Raw genomic sequence first — 12,649 nt, 5'->3', positions numbered from 1 at the left:
ACGCTGGCAAGAATAGAAAGCATCGCCTTGCGCCAGCCTGAGCGCGTTAATCTTTATCCACGGTGAACGCCTGTACGGATTCAAGGGATTGCGAGCGTATCAGCAATAATTTGCGCCGCGTTGACTCTCGCTTTGTTGTGAGGCTGCATGGGGTTGGATTGGTTCGCGCCGTGATCAGATTGATCAGCTTCGGGGCTCAGAAGTTCGCAATGACGATGTGAGCGAAGGGTGTCAAATGTGGGCAGAGATGGACGGCACAATTTCACACTAAAATATTGATTTATTGGTCTGGGCGAAGGGATTCTAACCTACGGCCCCCACACCTCTAGTTTACTCCTTTTTCAAGGCCCCGCGAACCTTTGTCGACAGGGTAAGATGGATTGCTCTCCCTTACTACCTGCGGTGGTTGCTATGTGGTTGCTAGATATTGTCGGGGTTAGGGTGAAATCGCTCAATTCGTTGATTTCCTTGGTGAGCCGTGCTGGATTCGAACCAGCGACCTACTGATTAAAAGTCAGTTGCTCTACCGACTGAGCTAACGGCCCTCACCAAGGCGGTCTCCACTAGGGGGATGGGCGGCTGCGGTCAACCGGGGTTTTACGCTCCAGGCGCTTAAAATTTTGCAGCACGTGCCGACCGTTGCGGGGATCGCGCCAGCGTGGGGCAACATGGGCCAGCGGGGCCAGCACGAACAGCCGTTCGGCATAGAGGCGGTGCGGAATTATAAGGCCTGGCGAGCGCCAGGCTCCGCCGCTCCAGAGAATGATGTCGAGATCGAGCGTGCGGGCGCCCCAGCGCTGGCCGGCGCGGCGACCAAAGGAACGTTCAAGCGCCTTGAGGCGCCGGAGCAGCGCGTCGGGAGTGTCGCGGGTTTCGATAAGTGCGGCCCCATTGGCGAACTTGCGGGAGGAGGGGCCGATCGGAGCGGTTTCCATGATCGGTGAAAGGGCAAGGATCGTAATGCCCTGTCCGCGGAGTGCTGCGATTGCTGCGGCGAGGACGTGGCGGGGCTTGTGATAGCCTTTGAAGGCCCGGTTCGATCCCAGCGCGATGGCATAGCTTGTAAGGGTCACGTCCATGCGCTTATCGCGGAATGATGATTGAAGAAAACCCCCTGAACGCGGTCCAGCCTGCACCGGACTGCACATTATGCCCCCGCCTTGCTGCGTATCGGGAAGAGCAGCGCATTGCCCAACCCAAATGGTGGAACGCCCCCGTTCCAGCGTTTGGCGACCCGGAGGCATGGCTGACCATTGTTGGCCTTGCGCCCGGGTTGCACGGCGCGAACCGAACTGGCCGGGCCTTTACGGGCGATGAGGCGGGTAGATTGCTGTTCGCGACCTTGGCGAAATTCGGTTTTGTCGATGGCGAATATGGCGCGGACCCGATGGACGCTATCAGGCTTAACGGCGTTATGTTGTTGAATGCGGTAAAGTGCGTGCCGCCGCACAACAAGCCGATGCCCGAGGAGATCCGGACCTGCCGAACATTCCTGCGGGCCGAGCGAGAAGCTTTGCCAAAGGCGCGGGTTTTTCTCGCGCTGGGGCAGATCGCGCACCAGTCAACGGTCAAGATGCTGGGCGGCAAGCTGCCCAAGTTGCGGTTTGAACACGGCGCCGTGCATCGCCTTCCGCGCGGGGAATGGCTGATCGACAGCTATCACTGCTCGCGCCTCAATACGGGGACCGGGCGGCTTACGGCGGAGATGTTCGAAGCCGTGTTCGAGCAGGCTATGGCCCTTAGACCGTGCTGAGATAATCCAGATAGCTGCCGTCCGGCGGGCCATCGAGCGCGCCCATCACCGGCGCGAAGGTTTCCTTGGGAACGTGCTGGCCGGCGGCTTTGTGCGCGTCGACGCTTTCCCATTTTTCGATGAAGACGAAGCGGCGTTCATTGCCGATGTCGCGAAGCAGTTCGACGCCCTCATTTCCGGGAATGCCACGGACGACATCGGCCAGTTGGCGCAGCGCGGTTTCCAGAATCGCATCCTGCCCTTCGGCGGCGTGCATGATATAATGGCGGGCAACGGTCATTCGGTGATCCTCCCTGCAGGTTCTTCGATGATTTGCCTGCAGGATGGATCAACCGATTTAGAAAAGCACGAAAAAATCCGGGCTCAGATGTCCTGTGCCAGCCTGTGATAGAGTTCGGGGCGGCGATCACGGAAAAAGCCCATGCCCGCGCGGTGCTTGCGCGCGCGCTCCAGATCGATGCGTGCGACCAGAACGCCGGTTTCGTCGGGACCGAAATTGCCTTCGAAATCGCCCCATTCATTGGTGATGAAGCTGTGGCCGTAGAATTTCTGGCCGTTTTCATCGCCGATCCGGTTGGAGGCGATGACGGGGACGACGTTCGATACGCTGTGGCCGATCATCGCGCGCTGCCACATCCGGCTGGTGTCGAGATCGGCGTCATAGGGCTCGGAGCCGATGGCGGTGGGATAGAAGAGTACCTCTGCGCCCATCAGCATCATCGCCCGCGCGCATTCGGGATACCATTGGTCCCAGCAGATGCCGACGCCAATGGTGCCGTAGCGGGTTTTCCACACCTTGAACCCGGTGTTGCCCGGGCGGAAATAATATTTTTCTTCATAGCCCGGGCCATCGGGAATGTGGCTTTTGCGGTAGACGCCCATGATCGCGCCTTCGTCGTCGATCATGGCGAGGCTGTTATAATGGTGCGGGCCATCGGCTTCGAAGAAGCTGGTGGGGATATAGATCTTCAGTTCGGCGGCGAGCTTTTGCATCGCCAGCACGGCCGGGTGCTCCTCGGTCGGCCGGGCGCGCGAAAACAGGGCCTCGTCCTCGACCTGGCAGAAATAATGCCCTTCGAACAATTCGGGCGGCAGGATGATATTGGCACCCTTGGCGGCCGCTTCGCGCACCAATGCGGAGACGGCGGCGATGTTGGTGTCGATATCATCGGTCAGCGGCAATTGAAGCGCGGCAACTTTCATCTCGGTCATGCGGGCACCTGCTGGCTGATGCAGTGGAAGCTTCCACCACCGGTCAAGATATGATCGGCACGCTGGCCGACAACCTTTCTGCCCGGGAACAGCTCTGCAAAGGCCGCGATAGCGGCATCGTCATTGGGGGCGCCGTAAACCGGCACGACGACGGCGGCGTTGCCGATATAGAAGTTCATATAGCTTGCCGGGATCACCTCGCCACCGCGTTCGAGGCGACCGGGGGAGGGGATGCCCACCACCTGCACGCCAAAGGCTTCGGCGCGTGTGCGCGCATCGGCGTAAATGGCGATGTTCGGATCGTCGTCACCTGCTGGAACGGGGAGTGCGAGCAGGTTTTCGCCGACGAAGCGGGCAAGGTTATCCACATGGCCGTCGGTGTGATCGTTCACGAGCCCGTCGCCCAGCCAGAGCACCCGGTCCAGCCCCAGTTCGGCTGCCAGTCGCGCTTCGATATCGGCGCGGCTGAGATCGGCGTTGCGATTGGGGTTGAGCAGGCATTGCTCGGTGGTCACGACAAGGCCCGTGCCGTCGGTGTCGATGGCGCCGCCTTCGAACACCCAATCGCAGCGCAGCGGGGGCATGCCGATGCTGTTCGCCAGCAGCCCGCCGATTTCATTATCGCCCGGAAGCTCGAACTTGCCGCCCCAGCAGTTGAAGCCGAAATCACGGGCCTGGCGCGCGGCGCCCTGGCCGATGATGATGGGGCCGGTGTCGCGCAACCAGATGTCGCCGAAGGGCTTTTGCTCAACCACGACACCGTCTTCGACAAGCGCGCGTGCGGCCTCGGCCGATGGGGCATCCGCCGCCACGAGGTGAACGGTTTCGCCTGCACCACCGGCATGCACCGCATTTGCGAAGGCAGCCACTTCGCGGCGGGCGGCGTCGATCACGCCCGGCCATTCTTCTTCATGGCTTGGAAAGCCGATCCAAACACGGTCATGCGGCGCCCATTCGGGCGGCTGGCGAAGCGTCATGAATTTCATCCCAATAGATGTGCAGGCGGCTGGCGTTCAGCCGAAAATGTTGAGCGCCTCATGGCATTCCGTGGCCGCGGTCGCAAGCGCATGGGTGCTGGGACACAGGCGACATGAGAATGAAGGGAGTGTCGCGGCGAGACGCACAAAAAAAGGGCGGCCAATGGCCGCCCTTTCTCTGTTCTGTGAAGAACCGATCAGCGCGAATAGAATTCGACGACGAGGTTCGGTTCCATCTTCACCGGATAGGGCACTTCGTCGAGCGTCGGGACGCGCGTGAAGGTGACCTTTGCGGCGCCGTCGACAGCGACGTAGTCAGGGATGTCGCGTTCTGCGAGGCTCTGTGCTTCGAGAACGAGCGCCATTTCCTGCGCCTTCTTGCCGAGGGTGATTTCGTCGCCGGGCTTAACCTGACGCGAAGCGATGTTGCAGCGAACGCCGTTCACAAAGATGTGGCCGTGCGAAACGAGCTGGCGAGCCGAGAAGATCGTCGGCGCGAACTTTGCGCGGTAGACGATCGCGTCAAGGCGGCGTTCGAGCAGGCCGATCAGGTTCTGACCGGTGTCGCCCTTCATGCGGGCTGCTTCGAAATAGGCCTTCTTGAACTGCTTTTCGGTGACTTCACCGTAGTAGCCCTTGAGCTTCTGCTTGGCGCGGAGCTGAATGCCGAAGTCCGACATCTTGCCCTTGCGGCGCTGACCGTGCTGGCCGGGGCCGTATTCGCGCTTGTTGACCGGGCTCTTCGGGCGACCCCAGATGTTTTCGCCCATGCGGCGGTCGAGCTTGTACTTGGCGCTGTTGCGCTTCGACATGATCTGTCCTTCAATTGCGTGTTTCAAATGTCCCCGGAACCGCGCTACCCAAAGGGTAGGGCCACCGCTTCACCGGGGTGCGGGGCCAATTGCGAACCGCGCCTATGGCCGATCCCCCTCGGGACGTCAAGATAGGCAGGGGAAGATGGACAGGGGCGTGTCCCGCGTTAAGAGACGCGCATGACCGAGACTCGCAAAGCAGCCGAAGAATGCACCACGATGGCGGAGGTCCGCGCCGGCGTTGATTCGATTGACCGGGACCTGTCCGAGTTGCTGGCCGAACGTTTCCGCTTCATGCAGGCGGCCGCGCGCATCAAGCCCGAGCGCGGCATGGTGCGTGACGAGCCGCGCAAGGCGCAGGTGATCGCCAATGTCCGCGCGCACGCGGCCGAACTCGGCTATCCGCCCGAAATTGCAGGCATGTTGTGGGAAGAACTGGTGGAAGCGTCCATCGCTTATGAGATGGACCGGTTTGATGAACGGAGCTGACCGGAGAAACGGGCGCGTGGACCGGGCGGACGATGATTCGGAGAATCTGCATGTCCTCCACGACGCGATCCGCAAATGCTATGCCGATTGGGGCTGGTGCATCCCCAAGGGGCTGGTGCAGGAAGCCTAGCGCGCGCGCGGATTGGCGAGGCTGGAGAGCACCCCGCGCAGCGTGCGCACTTCGTTGCTGTTCCAGCCGGGCTTGGTGAGCAGCGTGCGCAGCGTCCGCTTGGTGGCGGGAATGCGATCGGGCGGGAAGAAATAGCCTGCACCATCGAGCATGGTTTCGAGCTGGCCGATCATGCCCTCAAGTTCGTCCTGCGGGGCAGGGGGATCCAGTTCGACGCTGGGCGGGCTGGCGAGCGCTTCGCCCTTCGACCATTCATAGGCGCACAGGATGACCGCCTGGGCAAGGTTGAGCGAGCCGAATTCGGGATTGATCGGAACGGTGATGATCGTGCGTGCAAGCGCGACATCGTCGGTCTCGAGCCCCGAGCGTTCGGGGCCGAACAGGATCGCCGACTTGCCCGTGGTGGCGCGGATCTCGCGCGCGGCGACCTCGGGCGTCACCACCGGCTTGGTTACCCCGCGCTTGCGCACGGTGGTAGCGTAGACATTCTGGCAATCGGCCACGGCGTCGGCGACGCTTTCATAGACCTTGGCGCCTTCGAGCACGATATCCGCGCCCGAGGCGGCGGGGCCAGCGGCGGGATTGGGCCAGCCATCGCGCGGCGACACGAGACGCATTTCGGCGAGCCCGAAATTGAGCATGGCGCGTGCGGCCTTGCCGATATTTTCGCCCAGCTGGGGGCGCACGAGCACGATTGCGGGCACGGGGGCCGCCGATATAGTCTCGGTCATCGTCACTTGCTGCCTATGTCTTTCACGCTGCCGGCAAAATCTTCGAAATCCTTGGCCTCGGTAAAATCCTTATAAACCGAGGCGAAGCGGATATAGGCGACGCTGTCCAACGCCTTCAGCCCATCCATCACCATGCCGCCGAGCGTGGCCGCGCTGACCTCGCTCTCGCCGCTGGTTTCGATCTGCCGCTGGATCGCGGAGACGAGCCGTTCGAGCCGCGACGGATCGATCGCCCGCTTGCGGCAGGCGATCATGAGCGACCGCTGGAGCTTGTCGCGGTCGAACGCTTCGCGGCGTCCCTCGCTCTTCACCACCGTCAGTTCGCGCAACTGAATGCGCTCGAAGGTGGTGAAGCGCGCGCCGCAGCCCTCGCACTGACGGCGCCGACGAATTGCGGCGCCGTCCTCGGTCGGGCGGCTGTCCTTCACCTGACTGTCATCATGACTGCAGAAGGGACACTTCAACGATTACGCCCCCGGATAGATCGGGAAGCGATCGCACAGCGTGCGGACGCGGGCCTTGACGTCGGCTTCGACCGCCGGATCGCCATGCTCGCCCTTGGCCTTCAGACCGTCGAGCACATCGGCGATCATGTTGCCGATTTCGCGGAATTCGGCGGTGCCGAAGCCGCGCGTGGTGCCGGCGGGCGAACCGACGCGGATGCCGCTGGTCTTCGTCGGCGGCAGCGGATCGAACGGAATGCCGTTCTTGTTGCAGGTGATGGCCGAACGCTCGAGCGCTTCGTCGGCATCCTTGCCGGTGACGCCGAGCGGACGCAGATCGACGAGCGCGAGGTGCGTGTCGGTGCCACCCGAAACGAGGTCTGCACCGCGTTCCTTGAGCGTCGCGGCCAGAACCTTGGCGTTTTCGACGACAGCTGCGGCGTAGTTCTTGAAGTCGGGCTGCAGCGCTTCACCGAAGGCAACCGCCTTGGCCGCGATGACGTGCATCAGCGGGCCGCCCTGGAGGCCGGGGAAGACCGCCGAATTGATCTTCTTCGAGATCGCTTCGTCGTTCGTCATGATCATGCCGCCGCGCGGGCCACGCAGCGTCTTGTGCGTCGTGGTGGTGACGACATGCGCATGTTCGAACGGGCTGGGGTGGACGCCGCCCGCGACGAGGCCGGCGAAATGCGCCATATCGACCATGAACAGCGCGCCGACTTCATCGGCAATCGCGCGGAAGCGCGCGAAATCGATGTGGCGCGGATAGGCCGAACCACCAGCGATGATAAGCGCGGGCTTGTTTTCCTTGGCCAGCTTTTCGACCTGATCGAAATCGATCAGGTGATCGTCGGCGCGCACGCCGTATTGCACGGCATTGTACCACTTGCCCGACAGCGCCGGACGCGCGCCGTGGGTGAGGTGGCCGCCAGCGTCGAGCGAGAGGCCCATGATCGTGTCGCCGGGCTTGGTGAGCGCGAGCATGACCGCGCCGTTCGCCTGCGCGCCCGAGTGCGGCTGGACGTTGGCGAAGCCGCAGTTGAACAGCTTTTTCGCGCGTTCGATGGCGAGCGTTTCGACTTCATCCGACGGCGCGCAGCCCTGATAATAGCGCTTGCCCGGATAGCCTTCGGCATATTTGTTGGTGAACACCGAGCCCTGCGCTTCGAGAACGGCGCGCGAGACGATGTTTTCCGAGGCGATCAGTTCGATCTGGTGCTGTTCACGCTCCAGTTCGTGCCGGACGCCGGCGAACACCGCGGGATCGGATTCAGCGAGGGTGCGGGTGAAATAGCCTGCGGGCTGTACGTCGCTCAAAGGGGCGGGATTGGTGCTCATGCGGGCTCCTTCACGAGGGTGGGATTGGAAAGCTTGTCAACGCGGCCGCCATGACGACCGCCTTCGAAATTGGTGGCGAGGAATGCGGCGAGGCAGTCCTTGGCAGTATCGGGGCCGATCAGCCGCGCGCCCATCGCGATCACGTTCGCGTTGTTGTGCTCCCGCGCGAGGCGGGCGGACAGATTGTCCGACACCAATGCGCAGCGGCAGGCGGGGTTGCGGTTGACGGCGATCGAGATGCCGATCCCCGAGCCGCACAGCGCGACGCCGAAATCGGCCTTGCCAGCGGCGATGTGATCGGCCAGCTTGTAACCATAATCGGGATAGTCGACGCGATCGGCGGTTTCAGGGCCGAGGTCCGCAACCTCATGCCCCTGCGCGCGAGCCCATTCCACAAGGAGGGTCTTCAGCTCGACAGCGGCATGATCGGATGCGAGGGCGATACGCATGGCTGCGCTCCTGCAAAGAAATCTGATGAGTCGGACGCGGGCTCTCTAGGCCAGCCGGGCCGGAAACACCACCCGCTAAGAATGCCGCATAGCGAAGCATATGGACAGGGGCGCCGTGCTTTGGTCTGTTCGCGCGGCAATCAAATACCCTGATGCAAGGAGAGCCGTTATGCGCCGTCATGGATATGCACTGCTGGCCGCTTCGTTGCTGCTCGCGGCGTGCCAGCAAAAGACCGAACAGCCGGGGGCAGCGGCCGATAGCGGCAATGCCGCGGCGGAGGCGATGCCGCACAATATGGCGAACATGGCGGGCCATGACATGTCGGGCGATGCGGCGGAGGGAAGTTTCCCAACCGATGACTGGGTTGGCAAATGGGTGGGCGTCGAAGGGCTGGCGCTGGATATCGCGAAGGGCGACAAGCCGGGCCATTATGTCCTGAAGATCAGCCTGCTCGACGGTACCAGCGTGTATAATGGCATGGCGTCTGGCGAGACGATCACTTTCATGCGCGGTGGGCATGAAGAACGCGTGCGGCGGGCCAAGGGCGCCGAAACGGGGCTGAAATATCTTGCTGACAAGGCGGATTGCCTGATGATTGTGGCGGGCGAGGGCTTTTGCCGCGACTGAGGACCGCAAATGGCGGTTGCAGACCGATAGGGTTTTCTGGTCCAGAAGACGCTGAAGATTCATAAGCGGCATGCCGGCCGATCGCCGGCATTTGCCTTCGGTTGGTAGAGGGGATTGAAATTCAATGACTTCCTATGACGTCCTGATCGTCGGTGCCGGCCATGCCGGGGCGCAGGCAGCGGTTGTTCTGCGCCAGCAGGGTTATGAAGGCACGGTGGCGATCGTCGGCGACGAACCCGAAATCCCCTATGAGCGGCCGCCGCTGTCCAAGGATTATCTGGCGGGCGAGAAAGCGTTCGAACGCATCCTCATCCGCCCCGCAACCTTTTGGGGCGAGCGCAAGGTCGAGATGCTGACCGGGCGCCGCGTGACGCAGGTCGACCCCGCCGCCAAGACCGTGACGATCGCCGGGGGCGAGCAGATCGGTTATGGCACGCTGATCTGGGCCGCCGGTGGTTCGCCGCGCATGCTGCCGTGCGAGGGCGCCGATCTGAAGGGCATCCATGTCGTGCGCACCCGCGCCGATGCCGATGCGATGAAGGACGCGCTTGACCATGTGACCGATGTCGTCGTGGTTGGCGGCGGCTATATCGGGCTGGAAGCGGCGGCGGTGCTCAGCAAGTTCGGCAAGAAGGTGACCGTTCTGGAAGCGTTGCCGCGCGTTCTGGCGCGCGTGGCGGGCGAGCCGCTGTCGCGTTTCTATGAAGAAGAGCACCGCGCGCACGGCGTGGACGTGCGGCTGGACGCCAAGATGGCGGGCTTTGTCGGCGAAGCCGGCGCGCTCACTGGCGTGCGCATGGCAGACGGCGAGATCATCCCCGCGCAGATGGCGATCGTGGGCATCGGCATCATCCCGGCGGTGGCCCCGCTGCTGGAAGCCGGCGCCACTGGCGGCAACGGCGTTGACGTCGACCAGTTCTGCCAGACCAGCCTGCCCGACATCTATGCGATCGGCGACTGCGCGGCGCATGCCAACGACTTCTGCGACGGTGAGCATATCCGCCTGGAATCGGTGCAGAACGCCAATGACCAGGCCTCGTGCGTGGCGAAGGGCATCATGGGCGATCGCCAGCCCTATCACGCGGTGCCGTGGTTCTGGTCGAACCAATATGATCTGAAGCTGCAGACCGTGGGGCTTTCGACCGGGCATGACGATATCGTCGTGCGGGGCGAGCCGGCGAGCCGCAATTTCTCGGTCGTCTATCTGAAGCAGGGCCGGGTGATCGCGCTCGACTGCGTCAACGCGACCAAGGATTATGTGCAGGGCCGCAAGCTGGTGATCGACCGGATTTCGCCCGACCGCGACAAGCTGGCCGATGCGGGCGTTCCGCTGAAGGAACTTGTTGCCTGATATAGCCAAATGACGGGCCGGTGGCTTCGCTGCGAAGCGCCGGCCCGGTCCATGTTTCAGCGGGCCGTTTCGCCGAGCAGGTCGATCACGGCCTGATGGCCCTGAACCGCCGCCACCGCGCGGGCGGTGCGCCCTTCGAAATCGACAAGACCGGCATCGGCACCGGCGGCGAGCAGCATCCTGACCTGTTCGGCGCGCCCCAGCATCGCCGCCATCATCAGCGCGGTCTGCCCCGCCTTGTTGCGCGCGTTCACATCGCATCCGGCCTTGAGCAGCCGGGCAGCAACCGCATCCGCGCCCTTGAACGCCGCGCCCATCAGCGCGGTATTGCCCTGTCCGCGATCGGGGCGGCAGGCATCGGCGCCCGCCGCGATCAGCGTGTCGAGGGCTGCGACCTGATCGTTATAGGCGGCAAGGATCGCGGGGGTGAAGCCGCGCGCGTTCATCGCATTGGCATCGGCGCCGCCACGGATGAGCAGCGGAATAAGGTCCACGCGCCCTTCGCGCGCGGCGTCGAACAGCAGTTCCTGCCGCCGTTCGGGGGTGGGAAGCGCAACCGGCTGGACTTCGGCTGCGGGAGAAGAGGCAGCGGCCAGCGCGGCCATGATGAAACCAAGCATGGAGGGCGTCCTTCGCGAAAGAGGATGGGGTGGCCCCGGATGCCGCGATCCAGGCGGTAGGCGCGAGGGCCCGGCAGCCGGAGCCTTTGCGCGGGAGGGCATGGTGCCTCCCGCGCAATCTGGGGTTAGTTCGAATATTCCTGCGGGTTCGCAGCCTTATATTCGGCGACGGCCTTCATCACATCGGCCATCGGGACGCTCACGCCCTTGGCGACGCGCGTGCCGTAATCGGCATCCGCCTGATAGAAATAGCTGACCATGATCGTGCGCGTGCGGGCCGATTTCACCTGCGAGAGATCGCCGGTGAGGTTCTTGATCAGGTGCGCCTTGTCGTCGGCGGAAAGCCCGCGATAGAAAATGCCGGCCTGTTCGAAGCTGTTGGTCTTTGAAATCGGCTTGGCATCGACCGTGGCGTTCACGTCATAGGGCGACTGGCGATACTGGTTCGCGGTGGCCTTGGGTGCGGTGGCGGCGGGGAAATAATTCACCTCCGCATTGCGGCCCGCGCTGCTCAGCGATCCGTCCTGGTTGTTGTTTACGACCGCGACGCGGGGCTTGTTCACCGGCAGCAGCTGCGCATTGGCGCCGAGGCGATAACGCTGCGTATCCGCATAGGAGAAGAGGCGGCCCTGGAGCATGCGATCGGGCGAGGCCTCGATCCCCGGCACCATGTTCGACGGCGCCAGCGCGACCTGTTCGGTATATTCGAAGAAGTTGGGCGGGATCTTGTCGAGCGTCATTTCGCCGATCTTGGTCCAGGGCTTGCCCAGCCATTCCTTGGTATCGTCGAACGGGTTGTAGTTCAGATCCGTGAACTCTTCGGGCTTCATCGTCTGGACCATCAGATCCCATTTCGGGAAATTGCCCTTGGCGATCTCGCCGTAGAGATCGTCGGTCAGATAGTTGAAGGGCGCCTTGGCGGCTTCGTCGCCGCTGAGGTTTTTCACGCCCTGTTTGCTGATCCAGCGGAACTTGGCGAAGATCGTCTGGCCTTCGGCGTTGACGAGCTTGAACGCGTGGACGCCGTTGCCGTCCATCGTGCGGTACGAGGCCGGGGTGCCGAGGTTCGACCAGACATGGGTGATCATGTTGGTGGCTTCGGGCGTTGCCGAGAAGAAGTCGAAGACCCGGTTGGGATCCTGCTTGTTCGTGATCGGCGAGGGTTTGAGCGCATGGATCATGTCGGGGAACTGGATCGCATCGCGGATGAAGAAGATGGGCAGGTTGTTGCCGACCAGATCCCAATTGCCTTCATCGGTATAGAATTTCGTCGCGAAGCCGTGCGGATCGCGCATGCCTTCGGGGCTGTGCAGGCCGTGGATCACGGTCGAGAAACGGACGAAGACCGGGGTTTCCTTGCCCGGCGCGAAGAGCGAGGCGCGGGTGAGGCCGCTAATGTCTGCGGTGGCCTTGAAGCTGCCCTGCGCACCGGTGCCGCGCGCATGGACGACGCGTTCGGGAATGCGTTCGCGGTCGAAGCGCGCGAGCTTTTCGATGAGGTGCGAATCCTCCAGCAGGACCGGGCCGTGATCGCCGGCGGTTTTGGAGTTGCGGTTTTCACCGATGGGCGCGCCATTGTCGCGCGTGAATTGCGGGTCGGCAGCGATGGCGCCGGTCGAAACGCTGGCGGCCAGTGCCGCGATGATGAAACGGGACATTCGGTCTCCCCTGATAAAAAAGCCGAGGCGCATCAGCGCCCTAGGGAGGGCCTAAGAA

The 12,649-nt window shown here is 63.0% G+C and carries 16 protein-coding genes and 1 tRNA gene; 5 read left to right on the top strand and 12 right to left on the bottom strand.

Features of this window, described 5'->3' with window-relative positions; all coding sequences use genetic code 11:
• Positions 1 to 469: 469 nt before the first annotated feature.
• Together QYC26_RS03560 and folK are read right to left on the bottom strand one after the other, a co-directional pair.
• A tRNA-Lys gene (locus tag QYC26_RS03560) sits at positions 470 to 545 on the bottom strand.
• Positions 546 to 563: 18 nt separating this feature from the next.
• Complete coding sequence (folK, locus tag QYC26_RS03555; RefSeq protein ID WP_317514021.1) at positions 564 to 1,079, bottom strand: 2-amino-4-hydroxy-6-hydroxymethyldihydropteridine diphosphokinase; 516 nt, start codon at positions 1,077 to 1,079, stop codon at positions 564 to 566.
• Positions 1,080 to 1,093: 14 nt separating this feature from the next.
• Between folK and QYC26_RS03550 the strand changes: the two genes are divergently transcribed.
• Positions 1,094 to 1,753, top strand: coding sequence for a uracil-DNA glycosylase (locus tag QYC26_RS03550; protein WP_411197623.1), 660 nt, complete (start codon positions 1,094 to 1,096; stop codon positions 1,751 to 1,753).
• Here the strand turns inward: QYC26_RS03550 and QYC26_RS03545 are convergent.
• The 4 genes from QYC26_RS03545 to rpsD form a co-directional block, all read right to left on the bottom strand.
• Positions 1,740 to 2,033: an antibiotic biosynthesis monooxygenase family protein gene (locus QYC26_RS03545; protein ID WP_317514020.1), complete on the bottom strand. Its 294-nt coding sequence runs from the start codon at positions 2,031 to 2,033 to the stop codon at positions 1,740 to 1,742. The genes QYC26_RS03550 and QYC26_RS03545 overlap by 14 nt on opposite strands.
• An 83-nt stretch (positions 2,034 to 2,116) precedes the next feature.
• Positions 2,117 to 2,965, bottom strand: coding sequence for an N-carbamoylputrescine amidase (gene aguB, locus QYC26_RS03540; RefSeq protein WP_317514019.1), 849 nt, complete (start codon positions 2,963 to 2,965; stop codon positions 2,117 to 2,119).
• Entirely contained in the window at positions 2,962 to 3,942 is a 981-nt protein-coding gene (locus QYC26_RS03535) for an agmatine deiminase family protein (RefSeq protein ID WP_317514018.1), read from the bottom strand. Before QYC26_RS03535 ends, aguB begins: the two co-directional genes overlap by 4 nt.
• A gap of 197 nt (positions 3,943 to 4,139) precedes the next feature.
• A complete protein-coding gene (rpsD, locus tag QYC26_RS03530; RefSeq protein ID WP_317514017.1) occupies positions 4,140 to 4,754 on the bottom strand; it encodes a 30S ribosomal protein S4 in 615 nt (204 codons plus the stop codon).
• A gap of 180 nt (positions 4,755 to 4,934) precedes the next feature.
• On the opposite strand from rpsD, the gene QYC26_RS03525 reads away from it, so the two are divergent.
• Positions 4,935 to 5,243, top strand: a complete 309-nt coding sequence (locus tag QYC26_RS03525; RefSeq protein ID WP_317514016.1) for a chorismate mutase — start codon at positions 4,935 to 4,937, stop codon at positions 5,241 to 5,243.
• On the top strand, positions 5,230 to 5,373 hold the full coding sequence (locus QYC26_RS03520) for a hypothetical protein (protein ID WP_317514015.1): 144 nt from the start codon (positions 5,230 to 5,232) through the stop codon (positions 5,371 to 5,373). The genes QYC26_RS03525 and QYC26_RS03520 overlap by 14 nt, the downstream gene beginning before the upstream one ends.
• On the opposite strand, the gene QYC26_RS03515 is transcribed toward QYC26_RS03520, so the two are convergent.
• From QYC26_RS03515 to QYC26_RS03500, 4 genes are read right to left on the bottom strand one after another with little or no spacing between them, the layout of a single operon-like run.
• Complete coding sequence (locus QYC26_RS03515) at positions 5,370 to 6,104, bottom strand: RNA methyltransferase (RefSeq protein ID WP_317514014.1); 735 nt, start codon at positions 6,102 to 6,104, stop codon at positions 5,370 to 5,372. The genes QYC26_RS03520 and QYC26_RS03515 overlap by 4 nt on opposite strands.
• Before the next feature lie 2 nt (positions 6,105 to 6,106).
• Entirely contained in the window at positions 6,107 to 6,568 is a 462-nt protein-coding gene (nrdR, locus tag QYC26_RS03510) for a transcriptional regulator NrdR (protein WP_317514013.1), read from the bottom strand.
• Between the two features lie 3 nt (positions 6,569 to 6,571).
• The gene (glyA, locus tag QYC26_RS03505; protein ID WP_317514012.1) at positions 6,572 to 7,885 is read right to left on the bottom strand and encodes a serine hydroxymethyltransferase; all 1,314 of its coding nucleotides are present in this window, start codon (positions 7,883 to 7,885) and stop codon (positions 6,572 to 6,574) included.
• Positions 7,882 to 8,334: an RpiB/LacA/LacB family sugar-phosphate isomerase gene (locus QYC26_RS03500; RefSeq protein WP_317514011.1), complete on the bottom strand. Its 453-nt coding sequence runs from the start codon at positions 8,332 to 8,334 to the stop codon at positions 7,882 to 7,884. Before QYC26_RS03500 ends, glyA begins: the two co-directional genes overlap by 4 nt.
• Positions 8,335 to 8,503: 169 nt before the next feature.
• Between QYC26_RS03500 and QYC26_RS03495 the strand changes: the two genes are divergently transcribed.
• Both QYC26_RS03495 and QYC26_RS03490 read left to right on the top strand, forming a co-directional pair.
• Positions 8,504 to 8,962: a hypothetical protein gene (locus QYC26_RS03495; protein WP_317514010.1), complete on the top strand. Its 459-nt coding sequence runs from the start codon at positions 8,504 to 8,506 to the stop codon at positions 8,960 to 8,962.
• Positions 8,963 to 9,086: 124 nt separating this feature from the next.
• Complete coding sequence (locus QYC26_RS03490) at positions 9,087 to 10,313, top strand: NAD(P)/FAD-dependent oxidoreductase (RefSeq protein WP_317514009.1); 1,227 nt, start codon at positions 9,087 to 9,089, stop codon at positions 10,311 to 10,313.
• 56 nt (positions 10,314 to 10,369) lie between these two features.
• Here QYC26_RS03490 and QYC26_RS03485 read toward each other — a convergent pair whose 3' ends face one another.
• Together QYC26_RS03485 and QYC26_RS03480 are read right to left on the bottom strand one after the other, a co-directional pair.
• Complete coding sequence (locus QYC26_RS03485; RefSeq protein WP_317514008.1) at positions 10,370 to 10,933, bottom strand: ankyrin repeat domain-containing protein; 564 nt, start codon at positions 10,931 to 10,933, stop codon at positions 10,370 to 10,372.
• A gap of 125 nt (positions 10,934 to 11,058) precedes the next feature.
• Positions 11,059 to 12,591: a catalase gene (locus QYC26_RS03480; protein WP_317514007.1), complete on the bottom strand. Its 1,533-nt coding sequence runs from the start codon at positions 12,589 to 12,591 to the stop codon at positions 11,059 to 11,061.
• Positions 12,592 to 12,649 lie beyond the last annotated feature (58 nt).

It is taken from the genome of Sphingomonas sp. C3-2, assembly GCF_033025475.1.
GTDB lineage: Bacteria > Pseudomonadota > Alphaproteobacteria > Sphingomonadales > Sphingomonadaceae > Sphingobium_A.
This window is presented reverse-complemented; position numbering and strand designations above follow the sequence as displayed.